The organism is Blastococcus sp. SYSU DS0669 (genome assembly GCF_054050895.1).
Window position 1 is genome coordinate 172,843 of sequence record NZ_JBJHAE010000004.1, and the last position, 19,179, is coordinate 192,021.

Consider the following 19,179-nt stretch of genomic DNA (forward strand, 5'->3'; position numbering starts at 1 on the left):
CGGGCCTTCGTCGGAAGCCGGGTGCACGGGGCCCGCTCCTGCGCGCTCCTGCGCTGCGCCACCGCGAGGGCGGGGCGGGCGGGGGGCTACAGGCTGAGGATGATGGCGAACGCCGTGCGGGGGCGCCCGCCGGAGCCCGCGAGGAAGCTCCAGGTGTGCCGGCCGGTGGTCGGCGTGGAGAACATCCAGCGCAGCAGCGAGCTGCGGTGGGCGACGGCGGGGCGCTGGTACTGCATGCGCTCCCGGACGGCCGGGATGTCGGCGCAGCGCACGCCCGTGGCAGAGCCGAGCCGGTGCCGGCCGGCGGCGCGGGACGACGGGGACGCAGCGGGCGTGTGACGGGACATGTTCTCGGTCTACCTCTCTCGGCGGGGAAGATCGCCGGGGCAGACGTTAACGGTGGTGCGCGTGTGACTGCTGCGACGCGCCCGGCGCGTCGCCGGCGTGTTACCTCTCCGTGATCTCCGGGAGGGATGGGTCGCTACTGTCCGTGCGTGCTGAGGATCGGACTGACGGGCGGGATCGGCTCGGGCAAGAGCACCGTGTCCAGGTTGCTGGCCGAACGTGGCGCCGTGGTCGTGGACGCCGACCTGATCGCCCGGGAGGTGCTCGAACCCGGGACGCCGGGCCTCGCCGCGGTCGTGAGGGAGTTCGGCGAGGGGGTGCTGGCCGAGGATGGCTCCCTGGACCGGGCGGCGCTGGCGGCCATCGTCTTCTCCGACGAGGAGGCGCGGCGGCGTCTCGACGCCCTGGTCCACCCGCTCGTGCGGCAGCGGTCGGCCGAGCTGGTCGCCGCGGCTCCCGAGGACGCCGTCGTCGTCAACGACGTGCCATTGCTCGTGGAGACCGGGCAGGCGGGGAGCTACGACCTCGTCGTCGTCGTGGAGACGCGGCAGGAGATCCGCGTGGCCCGACTGGTGGAGCGGGGCCTGACCGAGGCCGACGCGCGCGCCCGCATCGCCGCCCAGGCGACCGACGGGCAGCGGCGCGCGGTCGCCGACGTCGTCCTCGACAACAGCGGGAACCTGCAGCACCTGGCCGAGCAGGTCGACCGGTTCTGGGCGGAGCGGGTCCAGCCGATCCGTGGCTGACGGGGGACTCGCTGCTCCGTCGCCGCCGGCAGCTCCTGCTGTGCCTCGGCTGGGCCCTGGCCTCGCGGCGACGGTTGCGCCAGGAGGGGACGGCCCGAGACGGGGCGGCCGCGCCGGCTCGATCTCGCCGTGCGGAGGACGGCGACCGTCTCGTCGGCGACCTCCACCTCCGCCGGTAGGCCGCCGGAACGACAAGACCCCGGGCGCCTGTCGGCATCCCGGGGCCTTCGTGTGGTGGGCGATACTGGGTTCGAACCAGTGACCTCTTCCGTGTCAAGGAAGCGCGCTACCACTGCGCCAATCGCCCGATCCGGCCGGTGGGCCGGCTCCCTCCTCCGCGCTCGTGCCCCGCGAGGAAGCGACGAGGTGGAGACGGGATTTGAACCCGTGTAGACGGCTTTGCAGGCCGTTGCCTCGCCTCTCGGCCACTCCACCGCACGCGGGCACCAGTCTCTCGACCGGTGCCCGAGGTTCCGAGCGGACGACGGGATTCGAACCCGCGACCCTCACCTTGGCAAGGTGATGCTCTACCAACTGAGCCACGTCCGCGTTACGGGAAGAACTCTAGCGGACGCCCTGAGGGGGTGTGCAGGGGGGGCCCCCATCCCTCTCCCCGGTGGCCCGCCGGAGCGTTTCCGCTGGTCAGCGCCCCGGTGTGTCGGGTCCGCCGTTGGACAGCAGGGCGTCGAGCTCCTGGTCGAGCTGCAGCAGCGCGCCCTCCGAACCCGACGGCACCAGGGCCTCGGTGTGCCGCAGGAAGGCCGAGACCGTCGCGCGGGAGAGCTCGAAGAGGGCCTCTCCCGACGGGGCGCGCAGGTGCAGGTAGAGCAGGTCCGACGTCGCGCGCGCCGGCCAGATCCGGACGTCGCCGTCGCCCGCGGGGTGCTCGAGACCGGCCTGGAGCAGCTCGCGGCTGACCAGCCAGGCGATGCCCTCCTCGCCGTCGACCGCGCCGTCCTGCTCGCCGGCGTCGCCGAAGGCGATGCGCACCGCGTAGGGGTCGGTCGGGTCGTAGCACAGCAGCGCCGGGACCTCGGTCCAGGACCGCGGGCCGACCAGCTGGAGAGTGATGGGCGAGATGTGGCCCGAGGTCCATCGGCTCGTCATGACAGTTCCAACGAGCGCGCTTGGCAGAAGTGACGTGCTGGGTCTCGTCGAGTCACAGCAGCATCATGCGTCACGGACGGGTGTTGCAAACCGGATGGGCGCGTCGCACCGAACTCCTCGTGTGACGATGGGCGCCGTGAGCCGACCGGTCCTCCGGCCGGAGGACGGCGTCGGCGACGTCGAGATCCTCCGGCGCATCCGTGCCGGGGACCGGAACGCCGTCGACGAGCTGTACCAGCGCTTCCGCCGGCCGGCGTTCGCCCTGGCGCGGCGCATCCTCGGGGACGACGGTCTGGCCGAGGACGTGCTGCAGGACGTGTTCCTCGGCGTGTGGCGGGACCCGGACGCCTACGACCAGGCCCGCGGCAGCTTCTCCTCCTGGCTGCTGGCCGTCGTCCACCACAAGGCGGTCGACGCCGTGCGCCGCGAGGAGTCGCAGCGCCGTCGTCAGCACCGGGCCGAGGACGAGGCGGCGCTCGAGGGGCCGGTGGCCGCCCGGGACGTCGAGGACGACGCCTGGTCCCGCGTGGTGTCCCAGCAGGTGCGCTCAGCGCTGGGCGAGCTGCCCGCGGCCCAGAAGGAGGCGCTGACGCTGGCCTACTACGGGGGCTTCACGCAGCGGGAGGTGGCGGCCCTGACGGGGACGCCGCTCGGCACGGTCAAGACCAGGATGCTGGCCGGCATGCGCCGGCTCCGCTCGGAGCTCGGCGGGCTGGCCGGCCCGCCAGGGGGCAGTGCGCTGGAGGGCGGCTCGCCGGTGGACGGGACGACGCGATGAACGGCGAGCACGCGTACGACGAGCTCGCGGTCGGCTGGGCCCTGCACTCCCTCGAGCCGGAGGACGACGCCCGGTTCGCGCGGCACCTGCCCACCTGCGAGCGCTGCGCCCGCACGGTGGCCGAGACCTCGGAGCTCATGGCCGCCATGGCGCACGACCTGCCGGCCGCTGAGCCCTCCCCGCAGCTCCGTGACCGCCTCCGGGCCGCCGTCGACGCGACCGAGCAGCTGCCGTCCCGGGCGGCCGCCGAGGCGCCGGCTCCCGCACCCCTCCGCGAGGAGGCGCCTCCGGTGCCCCGCCCGGCGCCGGGGCGGCGCAGGCTGCTGCCCCGGGCGCTGGTCGCGGCGGCGGTCGCCGCCGTCGTCGGGCTGGGCGTGTGGGTGGCCGCGCTGGACCGCGCCCGTGACGACCTGCGCGCCACGGTCGCGGCCCAGGAGGAGGTCGTTGCCGAGCTGCTGCGCCCCGGCCGGGCCGCGATCGCGCCGCTGACCGCCGAGGACGAGCGCCAGGTGGCAACCGTCGTGGTCCGGGAGGGGGACGTCCAGGTGGTCACCGACGGGCTGGAGCGCAACGACACGTCGTCCACGACCTACGTGGTGTGGGGGCTCGGCGCCGGGGACCCGGTGGCGCTCGGGGAGTTCGACGTCGTGCGTTCGCAGATCGAGGTCCGGGCCGTACGCTCCGAGGGGACCGGCCTCGACGACTTCCCCGCATACGGCATCAGCATCGAGCCCGGTCGGCAGGCTCCGTCGGCACCGACGGAGGTAGTGGCGACCGGGCAGGTGACCAGCTGAGCGCGCGAGAGACGACGACGGGGCCCGTGGCTGAGGCGCGCCAGCAGCCGGAGACCCCGGGCGAGCGGCGGACGCGGTACGACAACGACGACGTGCACAGCCTGCGCGAGCGCGTCGCCGGGGCACGCTGGCGCCGGCGTCTCGCGCTCCGCCGCGGCCTGAACCACAGCTACCGGGTGGGCGTCGGCATCGTCGGCAGCCTGATCGTCGCCATGGGCCTGCTCACCATCCCGCTGCCCGGCCCGGGCTGGCTCACCGTGCTCGCCGGCCTGTTCATCCTCGCCACGGAGTTCACGTGGGCCGAGCGGACGTTGGAGTTCACCAAGCGCCACGTCACCCGCTGGACCGAGTGGGTCGGCGCCCAGCGGGTCTGGGTCCGGCTGCTCATCGGGCTGGCGACCGCCGCGTTCGTGTACGGCATCCTCGTCGTCTCGCTGCACCTCATGGGGGTGCCCGACTGGGTGCCGGGGTGGGTGCCGCTCTGGCGGTGAGCGTCTGGCACAATCGGACGCGCAACGGGCGATTGGCTCAGTGGTAGAGCGCTTCGTTCACACCGAAGAGGTCACTGGTTCGAACCCAGTATCGCCCACCGGCACGCAGGGCCAGGGAAACCCGGAGACGGGGGAACCTGGCCCTGCGTCGTCTCCCGGCGGGCGCGGGGGCGCCGGGGCGCGGATCGCGGGACCATGGACGGCGATGACCGCGCAGCCCGACCGCGCCGCCCGGCTCCAGCTGGTGCTGGACCGCGACGGCCCCACCTGCGTGTGGTGCGGGCGCACCTTCTCCCCGCTGGTCACCCCCACCACCGAGCACGTCGTGCCCCGCGTCAAGGGCGGGCCGTCGTGGCTGGAGAACGAGGTGGCGGCGTGCCGCCGGTGCAACGGGGAGCGGGGGCACCGCAGCCCGGTCGAGTGGCTGGAGGAGTGCCGCCGGCGGGGGTGGCCGGCCGACGCGACCCGCCTGGCCCGCGCCCTGGACGGCCTGGCCGTGGCGATCGCCCGCACCGGTGGCCAGCGGCGGGCCCGCCCCTACCTGGACGCCCAGCTCCGGCGCCTGCGCCGGTCCCGGCCGGCGGCCTAGGGTCGGTGCCGTGACGACGACCGGGCGCGTGGCGCGCATCTGGGTCTACCCCGTGAAGTCCCTCGGCGGCACCGCCCGGGAGAGCGTCCACGTGGACACGGCCGGCCCGGCGGGCGACCGCGCCTGGACCGTCGTCGACGCGGCCAGCGGCGAGGTCGTGCGCGGCAAGCACGCCCCGGGCCTGGCCGTGCTCACCCCGACCGGCGACCCCGACGCCGATGCCCGGGCGGTCACCGGGGCGCTCGGCCGCCCGGTGCGGATCGAGCCGGCGCCCGGCGGCTCCGCGGCCGACGCCGCTCCCGTGCACCTGGTCTCCCGCCAGGCGATCGACCGGGCCGCGGCCGGCGACGTCCCCGAGGGCTGCTCGGTCGACGATCCGCGCGCCAACGTGCTGCTCGACCTGCCCGACGACGACGAGCGCACCTGGGTCGGCCGCGAGCTGCGCATCGGCACCGCCCGGCTGACCGTCGTCCGGACCCCCAAGCACTGCCTGGGCGTCTACGCCGAGGTCCGGCAGCCCGGCGAGATCTCCGTCGGCGACCCCGTGCTGCTCTAGCGTCGTCGCCCATGCGTCGCTGGTGGGCCGCCGGGGCGGCCGCGCTCCTGCTGACCGGCTGCGGCAGCGAGGCGGGTGCGCCCGCCGAGCGGGCCGGGGACCCCGTCGCCACGGCCCCCGCCGGTACCCCGGGACCGCCGCCGGAGCCGGAGAGCTTCACGCTCGTGGCGACCGGCGACGTGCTGGTGCACCAGGGGCGGGCGCTGACCTCCGGCGCGCTCCGCCCCGACGGCTCCTACGACTTCAGCGGTGTGCTCGCGCCGGTCTCCGGGATCATCGGCGGGGCCGACCTGGCCATCTGCCACCTGGAGACGCCGGTGGCGCCGGAGGGCGGGCCGTACCGCGGCTACCCGAGCTTCAGCGTCCAGCCCGAGATCCTCGACGCGCTGGCCGGTGCGGGCTACGACGTGTGCTCGACGGCGTCCAACCACTCGCTGGACGCCGGCTTCGACGGGCTCACCCGCACCCTGGACGCCCTCGAGCGGGTGGGGATCGCGGCCACCGGCACGTACCGCAGCGAGGGGGAGGGCGCGGAGCCGACGATCGTCGACGTGGCCGGCGTGCGGGTGGGCCACGTCGCCGCGACGTTCAGCCTCAACGGGGTGCCGCTGCCCGCGGGCCGGGAGTGGTCGGTCGACGTCGTCGCGGTGCCGGACGTCTCCGGGATGCTGGCCGGGGCGGCGCGGGCGCGGGCCGCGGGCGCGGACGTCGTCGTCGCCAGCCTGCACTGCTGCCAGGAGTACGACCACGACCCGACGGAGGGCCAGGTCGCCGCGGCCCGTGCGCTGCTCGCCTCCCCGGACGTCGACCTGGTGCTGGGCCACCACGCGCACGTGGTGCAGCCCTTCGAGCGCATCGACGGCGAGTGGGTCGCCTACGGCCTGGGCAACCACATCGCCGAGCACGCCACCCGGGGCTACCCGACGGAGGACTCGGTGGCCGCGCGCTTCACCTTCACCCGCGGGGACGACGGCCGGTTCGCCGTCTCGGTGGCCGAAGCGGTGCCGCTGCGCATCGAGTTCGGCGCCGGCGTGCGGGTGGTGCCGGCCGACCCGGTCAGCTTCGCGCGGATCGTCGACGTCCTCGACGGTCGGGGCGCGGTCGCGGCCGGGCTGGAGGTCGTCCGGGACTGAGCCGGGCGCGCACTAGGCTCGGGACCGCAGAAGGGGGGGGGGGGGGGGCCCCCCCGCCCCCCCCCGCCCCCCCCCCCCCCGCACCCCCCCCCCCCCCCCCCCCCCCCCCCCCCCCCCCCCCCCCCCCCCCCCCCGCCGTCCCGATCCCTGGAGCATCTCGTGTCCACCCAGCCCTCGCCCACCGCCGTCGGACCGATCCGGGTGCCGGCCGGGACGACGGCGCAGGACGCGCTCAAGGCGGCCGGTGTCCCGCTGAAGGGCCCCGACGGCGCGGTCGTCGTCCGCGAGGTGGCCACCGGTGACCTCAAGGACCTCGCCTGGACCCCGGACGCCGACGCCGAGGTCGAGGCCGTCGCGGCGGCCAGCGCGGACGGGCGGGCGGTCATCCGCCACTCGGCCGCCCACGTGCTCGCCCAGGCCGTGCAGGAGCTCTTCCCCGGCACCCGGCTGGGCATCGGCCCGCCGGTCGAGAACGGCTTCTACTACGACTTCGACCCCGAGCGCCCCTTCACCCCCGAGGACCTGCAGGCCCTCGAGAAGAAGATGACCGAGATCGTCCGCGCCGGGCAGCGCTTCTCCCGCCGGGAGATCAGCGACGCCGACGCCCAGGCCGAGCTCGCGCACGAGCCGTTCAAGCTCGAGCTCATCGGGCTGAAGGGCGGCGAGGCTGCGTCCTCGGAGGACGGCGCCTCCGTCGAGGTCGGCGGCGCGCAGCTGACCATGTACGACAACCTCGACGCCCGCACCGGCGACCGCGTGTGGACCGACCTGTGCCGCGGCCCCCACCTGCCGCGCACCAGCAGCATCCCGGCGTTCTCCCTCACCCGGTCCGCGGCGGCCTACTGGCGGGGCAGCGAGAAGAACCCGCAGCTGCAGCGCGTCTACGGCACCGCATGGGAGAGCAAGGACGCGCACAAGGCGTACCTGGAGCACCTGGCCGAGGCCGAGCGGCGCGACCACCGCCGGCTGGGCGTGGAGCTGGACCTGTTCAGCTTCCCCGACGAGATCGGCTCGGGCCTGGTGGTCTTCCACCCCAAGGGCGGTGTGGTGAAGCGGGAGATGGAGGACTACGTCCGCCGTCGCCACATCGAGGAGGGCTTCGACTACGTCGGCACCCCGCACATCAGCAAGGGCGGGCTGTTCGAGACCTCGGGGCACCTGCCCTACTACGAGGACACGATGTTCCCGGGCATGGACCTGGAGAACTCGACGTACTACCTCAAGGCCATGAACTGCCCGATGCACAACCTGATCTTCCGGTCGCGCGGGCGGTCCTACCGCGAGCTGCCGCTGCGCTTCTTCGAGTTCGGGTCGGTCTACCGGTACGAGAAGTCGGGCGTCGTCCACGGCCTCACCCGCGTGCGCGGGCTCACCCAGGACGACTCGCACAGCTACGTCACCCCGGAGCAGGCGCCGGGGGAGGTGCGGCACCTGCTGGACTTCGTGCTCAGCCTGCTGCGCGACTTCGGCCTGGACGACTACTACCTGGAGCTCTCCACCCGTGGGGAGTCGGAGAAGTTCATCGGCTCCGACGAGCAGTGGGCGGAGGCCACCGCCGTGCTCGAGGCGGCTGCCCGCGAGACCGGCCTGGAGCTCGTGCCCGACCCGGGTGGTGCGGCGTTCTACGGCCCGAAGATCTCCGTGCAGGCGCGCGACGCCATCGGCCGCACCTGGCAGATGTCGACCATCCAGTACGACTTCAACCAGCCCGCCCGCTTCGGCCTGGAGTACACGACCGCCGACGGCTCCCGCCAGCAGCCGGTGATGATCCACTCGGCGAAGTTCGGCTCCATCGAGCGGTTCTTCGGCGTCCTCACCGAGCACTACGCCGGCGCCTTCCCGGCCTGGCTGGCCCCGGTGCAGGTGGTGGGCATCCCGGTCACCGACGACCAGGTGCCCTACCTGACCGACGTCGCGCTGGAGCTGCGCGCCCGCGGCATCCGGGTGGAGATCGACGACTCCGACGACCGCATGCAGAAGAAGATCCGGACCGCGTCGAAGCAGAAGGTGCCCTTCGTGCTCATCGCCGGGGCCACCGACGCCGAGGCCGGGGCGGTCTCCTTCCGCTTCCGCGACGGCAGCCAGGACAACGGGGTCGCCGTCGACGCCGCCGTCGAGCGGATCGCCGCCTGGATCGCGGCCCGCAGCAACGCCGATCCGACGGCGGAGACCGCGGCGGTCCCCGGATGAGCGAGGACAACGCCCCCTACCGGGTGCCGGTGTCCTCCGACGACGGCGGCCCGGCGACGGTGTTCGAGCACCTGTGGACGCCCTACCGGATGGCCTACATCCGCGGCGAGGGCAAGCCCACCGGGGCGCACGACTGCCCGTTCTGCGTCATCCCCACGCTCGGCGACGAGGAGGGGCTGGTCGTGGCGCGGGGGGCGTCGGTGTTCGCCGTCCTCAACCTGTACCCGTACAACGCCGGTCACCTGATGCTCGTGCCGTACCGGCACGTGCCGGACTACACCGACCTCACCGCCGAGGAGGTCGCCGAGCTGGGTGCCTTCACCCAGACGGCGATGCGGGTGGTGCGCGCGGTGACCGGGGCGCACGGGTTCAACATCGGGATGAACCAGGGCGCCGTCGCGGGCGCGGGCATCGCCGACCACCTGCACCAGCACGCCGTGCCGCGCTGGGGTGGGGACACCAACTTCATGCCGGTCGTGGGGCTCACGCGCGTGCTGCCGCAGGTGCTGGGCGAGACGCGCACCCTGCTCGCCGCGGCCTGGGCCGACCACGCCAGCAGGACGGAGGCCTGAGTGCTCGGCGTCAACGCCCGGCCCGTGGTGGCCAAGGTGGTCAACCCGCTGGCCGCGCGGCTGGCCCGCGTCGGGGTCACCCCGGACATGGTGACCATCACCGGCACGGTCGGCGCGATCGCCGGGGCCGCCGGCCTCATCGCCACCGGCCACCTCTTCTGGGGCGCGTTCACCGTCACGGTGTTCGTCCTGCTCGACATGCTCGACGGGGCGCTGGCCCGGCTCCGCGGCGGTGGCTCGGTCTTCGGCGCGGTGCTGGACTCCACCGGCGACCGCGCCGCCGACGCCGCCATCTTCGGCGCGCTGGTCTGGTGGTTCTCCGGCACCGGCGACAACCGGCTGCTGGTGCTGCTGGCCCTGCTCTGCCTGGTCCTGGGCGTGCTCACCAGCTACATCAAGGCCCGCGCCGAGGGCATGGGCCTGGCCTGCGACGTCGGGGTCGTCGAGCGGACCGAGCGGCTGATCCTCGTGCTGACCGGCACCGGGTTCACCGGGCTGGGCATCCCGTACGCCGTGCACGTCGCGCTCTGGGTGCTCCTGGCCGGCAGCGCGGTGACGGTGGCCCAGCGCGTCCTGGCGGTGAAGCGGGCCGCCGACGGCCGGCGGATCACGCCGTGACCGGCGCCCGGGCGCGGCTGGCCGGGCGGCTGTCCGACGCGGGCTACGCGGCGGGCTGGCGGGCGGTGCGGATGCTGCCGGAGCCGGCCGCGCGTGGGCTGTTCGACCGGGCCGGGGACTGGGCCGCCGCGCGCGACGGCAGGGGTGTCCGCCAGCTGCGGGCCAACCTGCGCGTGGTCACCGGCGACCGGCTGACCGACGCCGAGCTCGACGAGCTGACCCGCCGGGCGATGCGCTCCTACGCCCGCTACTGGCAGGAGGCGTTCCGGCTGCCGACGCTGACCGCGGAGCGGATCCGCCGAGACAGCGACGTCCCCGGGATCGAGCACATCGCCCGCGCCCGCGCCGAGGGGCGCGGGGTCGTCGTGGCGCTGCCGCACAGCGGCAACTGGGACGCCGCCGGCGCCTGGTTCACCGACTGGCTGGACGGGCCGTTCATGACGGTCGCCGAGCGGCTGCGCCCCGAGTCCCTCTACCGGCGCTTCCTCGACTACCGCGAGTCCCTGGGCTTCCGGGTGGTGCCGCTCACCGGCGGGGAGCGGCCGAGCTCGGAGGTGCTGCGCGGGTGGCTCGCCGGCGGCGGCGTCGCCTGCCTGCTGGTCGACCGGAACCTCGGCGCCGGCGGGGTCCCGGTGACGTTCTTCGGGCGGGCGGCCACCGTGCCCGGTGGGGCGGCGCTGCTCGCCGACCGCACGAACGCCGCGCTGATCCCGGCCGTCTGCCAGTTCACGCCGTCCGGGTGGCGGATGTGCGTGCACCCGGAGGTGCCGGTGCGGGGTCCCGGCCGGCTCGCCGACCGGGTGACGACGGCGATGCAGCGGGTCGCCGACGTGTTCGCCGCCGGTATCGCCGAGCGCCCCGAGGACTGGCACGTGCTCGGCCGGATCTGGCCCGACGTCCCGCCCGACCCGCCCCGCTCGGAGGCGACCGCCTGATGCGCATCGGCCTGGTCTCCCCCTACCGGTGGGACGTCCCCGGCGGCGTCCAGTACCACGTGCGCGACCTGGCCGGAACGCTGCGCGGCATGGGTCACCACGTCGAGGTGCTCACCCCCGCGCAGCACGAGGAGTCGATCACCGACCCCTTCCTCACCTTCGCCGGCCGCACCGTCCCGGTCCCGTACAACGGCTCGATGGCCAGCCTGCAGTTCGGGCCGGTGTCGGCCGCGCGGGTGCGCCGCTGGCTGCGCGAGGGGCGTTTCGACGTCGTCCACGTGCACGAGCCGTCGTCGCCGTCGGTGTCCCTCCTGGTGTGCATGATCGCCCGGGGGCCGATCGTGGCGACGTTCCACACGGCCACCACCCGGTCCAAGGTGCTCGCCGTCCTCGGGCCGATGGTCCGTCCCTGGCTCGAGCGCATCGCCGGGCGGATCGCCGTCTCCGACTTCGCCCGCCGGGTGCAGGTCGAGCACCTGGGCGGGGACGCGGTGATCATCCCCAACGGCGTGCACGTCGGGTTCTTCGCCGAGGGGCCCACGCTGACCGGGCGCCCGCGGGGCGACGGCCCGCCGACGGTCGGCTTCGTGGGGCGCTTCGACGAGCCGCGCAAGGGCCTGCCGGTGCTGCTCGAGGCCATGCGCACCGTCGTGCGGGCGCACCCGGGCGCGCGCCTTCTCATCGCCGGCCGCGGGGACGCCGACCAGCTGTGGTCGATGGTCGGCACCGATCTCCGACCGCACGTGACGCTGCTGGGGGAGGTGTCGGAGGCGGACAAGGCGGCGATGCTGCGCAGCGTCGACGTCTACTGCGCGCCGAACCTGCTCGGCGAGTCCTTCGGCGTGATCCTCATCGAGGCGATGGCCGCGGGGGCGCCGGTCGTCGCCAGCGACCTCGACGCCTTCGTCCGGGTGCTGGACGACGGCGCGGCCGGCGTGGTGGTGCGCCGGGACGACCCCGGCGCCCTCGGGCGGGCGCTGTCGGACCTGCTCGCCGACCCCGGGCGGCGCGCCGAGCTGGCCGCGCGCGGCTCGCGGGTGGCCGCGGCGTACGACTGGCAGGTGCTCGCCCGGCGCATCCTCGCGGTCTACGAGACGGTGCTCCCGCCCGGTGGCGGCGTGGTGACCGCCGCGCCCGAGCACGACTTCCCCGGGGTCCCCCCGACCGGTACCGCGGCCGGACGTCCCCGCATCCGGCGCCCGCGCCGCTAGCCTCGGGGACCGTGACGCCCCAGGACTGGCTGCTGCTCGCCGCCGGAGTGCTCCTGCTCCTGGTGGCCTGGACCGGGTGGACCCTCACCCGGTTGCGGCGGCTGTCCGCGCGGGTCGACCGGGCGTGGGCGACGCTGGACGCCCAGCTGCAGCGCCGCGCTCGCCTGGCCGAGGAGCTGGCCCGCGAGCACCCCGCCGCCCTGCGGCACGACGTCCGCGTCCGGCTGGCCGCCGTCGCCGCCGAGGCACGGGGCGCCCGCGGCGCGGGAGACCGGGAGCTGGTGGAGAACGCGCTCGGCCACCAGCTGCGCGAGCTCCCGCCCGACCTGCCCGGCGTCGCCGCCGCGCTGCGCGGCGACCTGGCGGGCACCCAGACCCGGGTCGCCCTCGCCCGCCGCTTCTACAACGACGCCGTCCGCGACACCCGCGAGCTGCGCGGCCGCCGCTCCTGCCGGTGGGCGGGGCTGCACCGGTCCCGCCCGCTGCCGCGCTACTTCGACATCGACGACCGGCTGGCCGAGGTGGGGGCGGGCGCCGACGCGGCCGTCCGCCGCTCGGCCTGACCGCCGTATGGTGAGGCGCCCCATCAGCCCACCCCGAGGCGGACACACGTGACCACGCACCCCGAGCCCGCCGGCGGCCGGACCGGCACCGACCGCGTGAAGCGCGGCATGGCCGAGCAGCTCAAGGGGGGCGTCATCATGGACGTCGTCACCCCCGAGCAGGCCCGCATCGCCGAGGACGCCGGCGCCGTCGCGGTCATGGCCCTCGAGCGGGTGCCCGCCGACATCCGCGCCCAGGGCGGGATCGCGCGGATGAGCGATCCCGACATGGTGCAGGGCATCATCGACGCCGTCTCCATCCCCGTGATGGCCAAGGCCCGCATCGGCCACTTCGTCGAGGCCCAGGTGCTGCAGGCCCTCGGCGTCGACTACATCGACGAGTCCGAGGTGCTGACCCCCGCGGACGAGGCGCACCACATCGACAAGCACGCGTTCACCGTGCCGTTCGTCTGCGGCGCCACCGACCTCGGCGAGGCGCTGCGGCGCATCTCCGAGGGTGCGGCGATGATCCGCTCCAAGGGCGAGGCCGGCACCGGCAACGTCGTCGAGGCCACCCGGCACATGCGGGCGCTGCGCGCCGGCATCCGGAAGCTGGCGACCCTGGACGAGACCGAGCTGTTCGTGGCGGCCAAGGAGCTCCGCGCCCCGCACGACCTGGTGGTCGAGGTGGCTCGGCTCGGCAAGCTCCCCGTCGTCCTCTTCACCGCGGGCGGCATCGCCACCCCCGCCGACGCGGCGATGATGATGCAGCTCGGCGCCGAGGGCGTGTTCGTCGGCTCGGGCATCTTCAAGTCCGGCGACCCGGTGCAGCGGGCGGCGGCGATCGTCCAGGCCACCACCTTCTTCGACGACCCGGACGTGATCGCCAAGGTCTCCCGGGGCCTCGGCGAGCCGATGGTCGGCATCAACGTCGCGACGCTCCCGGAGAGCGAGCGGTACGCCACCCGCGGCTGGTGACCGTGGACGTCCAGCGGCGCATCGCCGGGCTGGACGTCGCGCGCGGGCTCGCCGTGCTCGGCATGTTCGCCGCCCACCTGCGGGTGGGCGGCGAGTTCGGGCCGGACCCGCGGACCTGGACGGCGGTCGTCGACGGCCGCTCGTCGATCCTCTTCGCGACCCTGGCCGGCATCTCGGTCGCACTGCTCTCCGGGCGCAGCCGGCCCCCCGAGGGGCCGGTGCTGTCCCGGGTGCGCGTGCGGATCGCCGTCCGCGCGCTGTGGGTCTTCGCGATCGGACTGGCGCTGCAGGAGCTGGACACCTTCGTCGCGGTGATCCTGGGTGTCTACGGGGTCCTCTTCCTGATGGTGCTGCCCTTCCTGCGCTGGCCGGTCCGCCGGCTGCTGGTGACCGCGGGCCTCGTCGCCGTCGTCGCCCCGCCGGTGCTCGTCGTCCTCGGCCAGGTGCTGACCACGATCGGTTCGGCGCAGGCGCTGGGACCCTCGCTGCTGGTCACCGGCTACTACCCGGCGCTGCTCTGGATCGCATTCGTCCTGGTCGGCCTGGCGGTGGGGCGGCTGGACCTCTCCTCCGGGGCGGTGCGTGCGCGGCTGGCGGCCGCGGGCGCGGTCGCCGCGGTCGTGGGCTACGGCGGGGGCTGGGCGAGCTCGGAGCTCCTGGCCGGCGGCGTGCCATCCGCCGGCCCGGAGACCGGCTTCACCGTCCCGGGCGTCTTCGACGCCCGCTGGCTGACCGGCGCAGAGGCGCACAGCGGGACGACGTTCGAGGTGGTCGGCTCCACCGGCTTCGCCGTCCTCGTGGTGGTGGGCTGCCTGCTGGCGGCCGAGCGGCTGCCGCGGGTGACCGACCCCGTCGCGGCGGTGGGGGCGCTGGCGCTCAGCGTCTACGCGGCCCACCTCCTGGCGATCCGGGTGCTGATGGACGTCGTCCCCGGCCGCGTGCAGGGCGCGGGCACGTGGCTCGGGTTCGCCGCGGCCGCGCTGGCCGGTGCCTGGATCTGGCGGCGCACCGTCGGCCGCGGCCCGCTGGAGTGGCTGCTCACCTGGACGTCGAGCCGGGCGGCCGGCCTCGCCCCGTCGGCGCCGGCGGTCTGAGCCACGCCGTAGCGTGGGCGGCCGTGTCCACCGGCCCCGCCCGCCCCGTCGTCGGGGTCCTGGCCCTCCAGGGCGACGTGCGCGAGCACCTCGCCGCGCTGCGTGCCGAGGGCGCCGACGCCCTGCCTGTGCGCCGCCCGGAGGAGCTCGCCGGCGTCGACGGGATCGTCGTCCCCGGCGGGGAGTCGACGACCATGGCCAAGCTGGCCGCCCGGTGGGGCCTGCTGGCGCCGCTGCGGGACGCCGTCCGTGCCGGGCTGCCGGCCTACGGCAGCTGCGCGGGCATGATCCTGCTCGCCGACCGGCTGGTCGGGGCGCCCCCCGGCCAGGAGACGGTCGGCGGGCTCGACGTGACGGTCCGCCGCAACGCCTTCGGCCGCCAGGTCGACTCCTTCGAGACCCGCGTCGAGCTGGACGGCGTCGACGGTGGGCCGCTGCACGCCGTCTTCATCCGGGCGCCGTGGGTCGAGGAGGCCGGGCCGGGGGTGCACGTCCTCGGCCGGGTCGTCGGGGGAGCGGCCGACGGTAGGATCGTCGCGGTCCGCCAGGGGGACGTCGTGGCGACCAGCTTCCACCCCGAGCTGACCGGGGACCGCCGGGTGCACGCGCTGTTCGTCGACATCGTGCGCCGTCACCTGGCCGACGCAGAGAGGGGAGAGCCGTGAGCGGCCACTCCAAGTGGGCGACGACCAAGCACAAGAAGGCCGGGATCGACGCCAAGCGCGGCAAGCTGTTCGCCAAGCTCATCAAGAACATCGAGGTCGCGGCCCGCACCGGCGGCGGCGACCCGGCCGGCAACCCGACGCTCTACGACGCCATCCAGAAGGCGAAGAAGAGCTCGGTGCCCAACGACAACATCGACCGGGCGGTCAAGCGCGGCGCCGGTCTCGAGGCCGGCGGCGTCGACTACCAGGGCATCACCTACGAGGGCTACGCCGCCGGCGGTGTCGCCGTCCTCGTCGAGTGCCTGACCGACAACAAGAACCGCTCGGCCATGGAGGTCCGCACCGCCATGACCCGCAACGGCGGGTCCATGGCCGACCCCGGCTCGGTCTCCTACCTCTTCTCCCGCAAGGGCGTGGTGACGGTGCCGAAGTCCGGTGACGTCGACGAGGACACCGTGCTCATGGCGGTGCTCGACGCCGGCGCCGAGGAGGTGCGCGACCTCGGCGACACCCTCGAGGTGCTCTGCGAGCCCACCGACCTGGTCGCCGTCCGCACCGCGCTGCAGGACGCGGGCATCGACTACGACTCCGCCGAGGCCGGCTTCCAGCCCAGCGTCCAGGTGGAGCTCGACGCCGAGGGGGCCGCCAAGGTGTTCCGGCTGATCGACGCGCTCGAGGACTGCGACGACGTGCAGAACGTCTACGCCAACTACGACGTGCCCGACGAGGTCATGGAGCAGGTCGCGGCGGACGCTTAGGCCCCCTCGCAGGGGCCCGGCGCGAGTATGCGAGTGCTGGGGGGTGAGGGGGGGGTCCTTCTACCCGGTGCCCCCCACGACTCGCTCCGCTCGCCGCGGGTCCCTGCACCGCGGCCGGTTCCAGTACGTCGCCAGGGCGTGTTGGCGGGGTTCGGTCGGGGAGGCCGGTTAGCCTCGGTCGAACACCAGTTCGGCTGACGGGAGCGTGACCATGCGGGTGCTCGGCATAGACCCGGGCCTCACCCGGTGCGGGTGGGGAGTGGTCGACGGGCGCCCCGGGACGCGACCGACGGCGGTCGGGGTCGGGGTCGTCCGCACGCTCGCGGAGCTCGACCTGGAGCTGCGGCTGCTCGAGCTGCACACCGCCGTCACGGCGCTGCTGCGCGAGCACCGCCCTGACGTGGTGGCCATCGAGCGGGTGTTCACCCAGAACAACAAGGGCACCGCCACGGGGACGGCGCAGGCAGCCGGGGTCGCCGCGCTCGCCGCGGCCCAGGCCGACCGCCCGGTCGCCTGGCACACGCCCAGCGAGGTCAAGGCGGCCATCTCCGGCAACGGCCGCGCGGACAAGGAGCAGGTCACCCTCATGGTCACCCGGGTCCTCGGGCTCGCCGCCGCCCCGAAGCCGGCCGACGCCGCCGACGCCCTCGCGCTCGCGGTCTGCCACGCCTGGCGCGGCCCGGCCCAGCAGCGGCTGCGCACCGCCGCGCTGGCCGGCGGGATCGGCGCGCCGGTGCGCAGCACCACGCTGCCGCGGTGGACGGGGGTGGCGGCGCGATGATCGCCAGCGTCAGCGGCCGGGTCGCCGCGGTATCCCCGGACGGCGCCGTCGTCGAGGTGGGCGGCATCGGCCTCGCGGTGCAGTGCACCCCCGGCACCATCGCCCGCCTGCAGGTGGGGGAGTCCGCCCGGCTGGCGACCAGCCTCGTCGTGCGCGAGGACAGCCTCACCCTCTACGGCTTCGCCGACGACGACGAGCGCCAGCTGTTCGAGCTGCTGCAGACCGCCAACGGCGTCGGCCCCCGGCTCGCGCAGGCGGTGCTGGCGATCCACCCGCCGCGCGAGGTGCGCCGGGCGGTGTCGATGGCGGACGTCAAGGCGCTGATGCAGGTGCCGGGCATCGGCAAGAAGGGCGCCGAGCGGCTGATCCTGGAGCTGCGCGACCGGCTGGGGTCCACGACCACCGACACCTCGCTGGACGCGCCCGCCCCTGTCGGGCTGCCGTCCGTGACGCCGGTGGCGCCCTGGCGGGACCAGCTCACCAGCGCGCTGGTCGGCCTGGGCTGGAGCGGCAAGGAGGCCGAGACGGCGGTGACCCAGCTCGCCCCGGTGGCCGACGAGCAGGTCGCCGCGACCGGGAGCGTGGAGGTCGCGGTGCTGCTCCGACGGGCGCTCCAGCTGCTGGGTAGGACGTGAGCGAGCTTGCGAGCGAACCGATGAGCAGAGCAGCGCCGCTCACGCGGGCGACGAGCGCCAGCGAGGAGGACGCGTGAGCGCCCCGTTCGACCGGTCGCTGACCGGTGACCTCGCCGCCGACGCGACGCCGGAGTGGACGGTGTCGCCGCAGGCCGGCGAGGAGGAGCGGGTCGTCGAGTCCGCGCTCCGGCCGCACTCGCTGCACGACTTCATCGGCCAGCCGAAGGTCGCCCGCCAGCTGGCCCTGGTCCTCGAGGGGGCCAAGCGGCGTGGGCGCACCCCGGACCACGTGCTCCTGTCGGGGCCACCCGGGCTCGGCAAGACGAGCCTGGCGCTGATCATCGGCTCCGAGCTCGGCACCTCGGTGAAGATCACCAGTGGTCCGGCGATCGAGCGGTCGGGCGACCTGGCGGCGATGCTGTCCAACCTGGCGCCCGGCGACGTCCTGTTCATCGACGAGATCCACCGCATCGCCCGGCCCGCCGAGGAGCTGCTCTACATGGCGATGGAGGACTTCCGCGTCGACGTCGTCGTCGGCAAGGGGCCCGGGGCGACGGCGATCCCGCTGGAGATCAACCCGTTCACCCTCGTCGGGGCCACCACCCGGGCCGGGCTGCTCACCGGGCCGCTGCGCGACCGGTTCGGCTTCGTCGGGCAGATGGAGTTCTACGAGCCGGCCGAGCTGCAGCGGGTGCTCGCCCGCAGCGCCGACCTGCTCGGCGTCGAGCTCACCGACGAAGGTTCCGCCGAGATCGCCGGGCGCTCCCGCGGGACACCGCGCATCGCCAACCGGCTGCTGCGCCGGGTGCGCGACTACGCCGAGGTGGAGGCCGACGGCCGCGTCACCCGCGAGGTCGCCGAGGCCGCGCTCGCGCTGTACGACGTCGACCACCTCGGGCTGGACCGGCTGGACCGCGCCGTCCTCGAGGCGCTGGTGGGCAAGTTCGGGGGCGGGCCGGTCGGCGTCGCCACCCTCGCGGTGGCCGTCGGGGAGGAGCCGCACACCGTCGAGGAGGTCTGCGAGCCCTTTCTCGTGCGGGCCGGTCTGCTGGCGCGCACCCCCCGCGGACGGGTCGCCACCGAGGCCGCCTGGGAGCACCTGGGCCGGCCGGTGCCGCGCGGCGGCGTCCCCCTCGGGCGGGTCACCGCCGACCCACCGGTACCGGGGTCGTCGTCAGAGACCCTCTTCGACGCCTAGACTCCCGGACGCTGGCGCGCAACTCGCAGGCCGGGCCGTGCGCGTCCCGCCTGGTAGCCGCGCGTACGGCAACCGATGCACCCGAGCGGTCCCGTCCCGGGCCGCACCACCGCGAGGCACCCGTCGCGGAAGAGAGGCACACCTGTCGTGGAGTACTTCCCGCTGATCATGCTGGCCCTGCTGGCCGTCGTGCTGTTCGTGCTGCCCGCGCGGCAGCGCAAGCGCATGCAGGAGCAGCAGGCCGCGCTGCAGGCCTCCCTCGCGATCGGCACCCCGGTCATGACCACCAGCGGCATGCACGGCACCGTCGCCGCGCTGGGGGACACCACCCTGGACCTGGAGATCTCGCCCGGCGTGGTCGTCACCTTCGCCCGGCAGGCGATCCTCGAGGTGCGCCGCCCGGCCGGTGCCACGCCGTCCGACGGGGACACCGCGCGCCCCGCCGACGGCACCGTCTGACCCG

23 protein-coding genes and 4 tRNA genes are annotated in these 19,179 nt (G+C 75.0%); 22 read left to right on the forward strand and 5 right to left on the reverse strand.

Annotation, left to right across the window (positions count from 1 at the left end; genetic code table 11):
* Nucleotides 1-86: 86 nt before the first annotated feature.
* Nucleotides 87-347, reverse strand: a complete 261-nt coding sequence (locus ACI792_RS06855; RefSeq protein WP_456582561.1) for a hypothetical protein — start codon at nt 345-347, stop codon at nt 87-89.
* 147 nt (nt 348-494) lie between these two features.
* On the opposite strand from ACI792_RS06855, the gene coaE reads away from it, so the two are divergent.
* Nucleotides 495-1,091: a dephospho-CoA kinase gene (gene coaE, locus ACI792_RS06860; RefSeq protein WP_456601944.1), complete on the forward strand. Its 597-nt coding sequence runs from the start codon at nt 495-497 to the stop codon at nt 1,089-1,091.
* Between the two features lie 232 nt (nt 1,092-1,323).
* Here coaE and ACI792_RS06865 read toward each other — a convergent pair.
* The 4 genes from ACI792_RS06865 to ACI792_RS06880 form a co-directional block, all read right to left on the reverse strand.
* Nucleotides 1,324-1,398, reverse strand: a tRNA-Val gene (locus ACI792_RS06865).
* A gap of 57 nt (nt 1,399-1,455) precedes the next feature.
* Nucleotides 1,456-1,526 (reverse strand) — tRNA-Cys (locus ACI792_RS06870).
* A 41-nt stretch (nt 1,527-1,567) separates the two neighbouring features.
* Nucleotides 1,568-1,640: transfer RNA gene (locus ACI792_RS06875), tRNA-Gly, on the reverse strand.
* A gap of 93 nt (nt 1,641-1,733) precedes the next feature.
* The gene (locus ACI792_RS06880) at nt 1,734-2,198 is read right to left on the reverse strand and encodes an SsgA family sporulation/cell division regulator (RefSeq protein ID WP_456601945.1); all 465 of its coding nucleotides are present in this window, start codon (nt 2,196-2,198) and stop codon (nt 1,734-1,736) included.
* Nucleotides 2,199-2,325: 127 nt separating this feature from the next.
* Between ACI792_RS06880 and ACI792_RS06885 the strand changes: the two genes are divergently transcribed.
* The 21 genes from ACI792_RS06885 (at nt 2,326) to yajC (ending at nt 19,175) form a co-directional block, all read left to right on the forward strand.
* Nucleotides 2,326-2,976, forward strand: a complete 651-nt coding sequence (locus ACI792_RS06885; protein WP_456601946.1) for a sigma-70 family RNA polymerase sigma factor — start codon at nt 2,326-2,328, stop codon at nt 2,974-2,976.
* Complete coding sequence (locus ACI792_RS06890) at nt 2,973-3,770, forward strand: anti-sigma factor (protein ID WP_456601947.1); 798 nt, start codon at nt 2,973-2,975, stop codon at nt 3,768-3,770. The genes ACI792_RS06885 and ACI792_RS06890 overlap by 4 nt, the downstream gene beginning before the upstream one ends.
* 26 nt (nt 3,771-3,796) lie before the next feature.
* Nucleotides 3,797-4,261 (forward strand): TIGR02611 family protein, encoded by a 465-nt coding sequence (locus tag ACI792_RS06895; RefSeq protein WP_456601948.1) that lies wholly within the window; start codon nt 3,797-3,799, stop codon nt 4,259-4,261.
* A gap of 26 nt (nt 4,262-4,287) precedes the next feature.
* Nucleotides 4,288-4,359 (forward strand) — tRNA-Val (locus ACI792_RS06900).
* A gap of 107 nt (nt 4,360-4,466) precedes the next feature.
* A complete protein-coding gene (locus ACI792_RS06905) occupies nt 4,467-4,850 on the forward strand; it encodes an HNH endonuclease (RefSeq protein ID WP_456582555.1) in 384 nt (127 codons plus the stop codon).
* A 10-nt stretch (nt 4,851-4,860) separates the two neighbouring features.
* A complete protein-coding gene (locus tag ACI792_RS06910; protein ID WP_456601949.1) occupies nt 4,861-5,406 on the forward strand; it encodes an MOSC N-terminal beta barrel domain-containing protein in 546 nt (181 codons plus the stop codon).
* An 11-nt stretch (nt 5,407-5,417) separates the two neighbouring features.
* Nucleotides 5,418-6,539: a CapA family protein gene (locus ACI792_RS06915; protein ID WP_456601950.1), complete on the forward strand. Its 1,122-nt coding sequence runs from the start codon at nt 5,418-5,420 to the stop codon at nt 6,537-6,539.
* Between the two features lie 159 nt (nt 6,540-6,698).
* Entirely contained in the window at nt 6,699-8,729 is a 2,031-nt protein-coding gene (thrS, locus tag ACI792_RS06920) for a threonine--tRNA ligase (RefSeq protein ID WP_456601951.1), read from the forward strand.
* Nucleotides 8,726-9,301, forward strand: coding sequence for an HIT family protein (locus ACI792_RS06925; protein WP_456601952.1), 576 nt, complete (start codon nt 8,726-8,728; stop codon nt 9,299-9,301). Before thrS ends, ACI792_RS06925 begins: the two co-directional genes overlap by 4 nt.
* Entirely contained in the window at nt 9,302-9,919 is a 618-nt protein-coding gene (gene pgsA, locus ACI792_RS06930; protein ID WP_456601953.1) for a phosphatidylinositol phosphate synthase, read from the forward strand.
* Nucleotides 9,916-10,854: a phosphatidylinositol mannoside acyltransferase gene (locus ACI792_RS06935; protein ID WP_456601954.1), complete on the forward strand. Its 939-nt coding sequence runs from the start codon at nt 9,916-9,918 to the stop codon at nt 10,852-10,854. Before pgsA ends, ACI792_RS06935 begins: the two co-directional genes overlap by 4 nt.
* Nucleotides 10,854-12,065 (forward strand): glycosyltransferase family 4 protein, encoded by a 1,212-nt coding sequence (locus ACI792_RS06940; RefSeq protein WP_456601955.1) that lies wholly within the window; start codon nt 10,854-10,856, stop codon nt 12,063-12,065. The genes ACI792_RS06935 and ACI792_RS06940 overlap by 1 nt, the downstream gene beginning before the upstream one ends.
* Nucleotides 12,066-12,076: 11 nt before the next feature.
* Complete coding sequence (locus ACI792_RS06945) at nt 12,077-12,628, forward strand: hypothetical protein (protein WP_456601956.1); 552 nt, start codon at nt 12,077-12,079, stop codon at nt 12,626-12,628.
* 48 nt (nt 12,629-12,676) lie between these two features.
* Nucleotides 12,677-13,585 (forward strand): pyridoxal 5'-phosphate synthase lyase subunit PdxS, encoded by a 909-nt coding sequence (gene pdxS / locus ACI792_RS06950; RefSeq protein ID WP_456601957.1) that lies wholly within the window; start codon nt 12,677-12,679, stop codon nt 13,583-13,585.
* Nucleotides 13,582-14,679 carry a heparan-alpha-glucosaminide N-acetyltransferase domain-containing protein gene (locus ACI792_RS06955; RefSeq protein ID WP_456601958.1) on the forward strand — a complete coding sequence of 366 codons (1,098 nt, stop codon included), beginning with the start codon at nt 13,582-13,584 and terminating at the stop codon, nt 14,677-14,679. Before pdxS ends, ACI792_RS06955 begins: the two co-directional genes overlap by 4 nt.
* Nucleotides 14,680-14,702: 23 nt before the next feature.
* The gene (gene pdxT, locus ACI792_RS06960; protein WP_456601959.1) at nt 14,703-15,344 is read left to right on the forward strand and encodes a pyridoxal 5'-phosphate synthase glutaminase subunit PdxT; all 642 of its coding nucleotides are present in this window, start codon (nt 14,703-14,705) and stop codon (nt 15,342-15,344) included.
* Entirely contained in the window at nt 15,341-16,102 is a 762-nt protein-coding gene (locus ACI792_RS06965; protein WP_456582199.1) for a YebC/PmpR family DNA-binding transcriptional regulator, read from the forward strand. The genes pdxT and ACI792_RS06965 overlap by 4 nt, the downstream gene beginning before the upstream one ends.
* 211 nt (nt 16,103-16,313) lie before the next feature.
* A complete protein-coding gene (ruvC, locus tag ACI792_RS06970) occupies nt 16,314-16,883 on the forward strand; it encodes a crossover junction endodeoxyribonuclease RuvC (protein ID WP_456602018.1) in 570 nt (189 codons plus the stop codon).
* Entirely contained in the window at nt 16,880-17,518 is a 639-nt protein-coding gene (gene ruvA, locus ACI792_RS06975; protein ID WP_456601960.1) for a Holliday junction branch migration protein RuvA, read from the forward strand. The genes ruvC and ruvA overlap by 4 nt, the downstream gene beginning before the upstream one ends.
* Nucleotides 17,519-17,591: 73 nt before the next feature.
* Nucleotides 17,592-18,716 carry a Holliday junction branch migration DNA helicase RuvB gene (gene ruvB, locus ACI792_RS06980; protein WP_456601961.1) on the forward strand — a complete coding sequence of 375 codons (1,125 nt, stop codon included), beginning with the start codon at nt 17,592-17,594 and terminating at the stop codon, nt 18,714-18,716.
* 147 nt (nt 18,717-18,863) lie between these two features.
* Complete coding sequence (yajC, locus tag ACI792_RS06985; protein ID WP_456601962.1) at nt 18,864-19,175, forward strand: preprotein translocase subunit YajC; 312 nt, start codon at nt 18,864-18,866, stop codon at nt 19,173-19,175.
* The last annotated feature ends 4 nt before the right edge of the window (nt 19,176-19,179 follow it).

What these genes read in the sequence shown, in the direction of transcription:
- ACI792_RS06855 (WP_456582561.1), bottom strand. Translation starts at nt 347, where the DNA reads ATGTCCCGTCACACGCCCGCTGCGTCCCCGTCGTCCCGCGCCGCCGGC.
- ACI792_RS06880 (WP_456601945.1), bottom strand. Translation starts at nt 2,198, where the DNA reads ATGACGAGCCGATGGACCTCGGGCCACATCTCGCCCATCACTCTCCAG.
- ACI792_RS06885 (WP_456601946.1), top strand. Translation starts at nt 2,326, where the DNA reads ATGGGCGCCGTGAGCCGACCGGTCCTCCGGCCGGAGGACGGCGTCGGC.
- ACI792_RS06890 (WP_456601947.1), top strand. Translation starts at nt 2,973, where the DNA reads ATGAACGGCGAGCACGCGTACGACGAGCTCGCGGTCGGCTGGGCCCTG.
- ACI792_RS06905 (WP_456582555.1), top strand. Translation starts at nt 4,467, where the DNA reads ATGACCGCGCAGCCCGACCGCGCCGCCCGGCTCCAGCTGGTGCTGGAC.
- ACI792_RS06915 (WP_456601950.1), top strand. Translation starts at nt 5,418, where the DNA reads ATGCGTCGCTGGTGGGCCGCCGGGGCGGCCGCGCTCCTGCTGACCGGC.
- ACI792_RS06925 (WP_456601952.1), top strand. Translation starts at nt 8,726, where the DNA reads ATGAGCGAGGACAACGCCCCCTACCGGGTGCCGGTGTCCTCCGACGAC.
- ACI792_RS06940 (WP_456601955.1), top strand. Translation starts at nt 10,854, where the DNA reads ATGCGCATCGGCCTGGTCTCCCCCTACCGGTGGGACGTCCCCGGCGGC.
- ruvC (WP_456602018.1), top strand. Translation starts at nt 16,314, where the DNA reads ATGCGGGTGCTCGGCATAGACCCGGGCCTCACCCGGTGCGGGTGGGGA.
- ruvA (WP_456601960.1), top strand. Translation starts at nt 16,880, where the DNA reads ATGATCGCCAGCGTCAGCGGCCGGGTCGCCGCGGTATCCCCGGACGGC.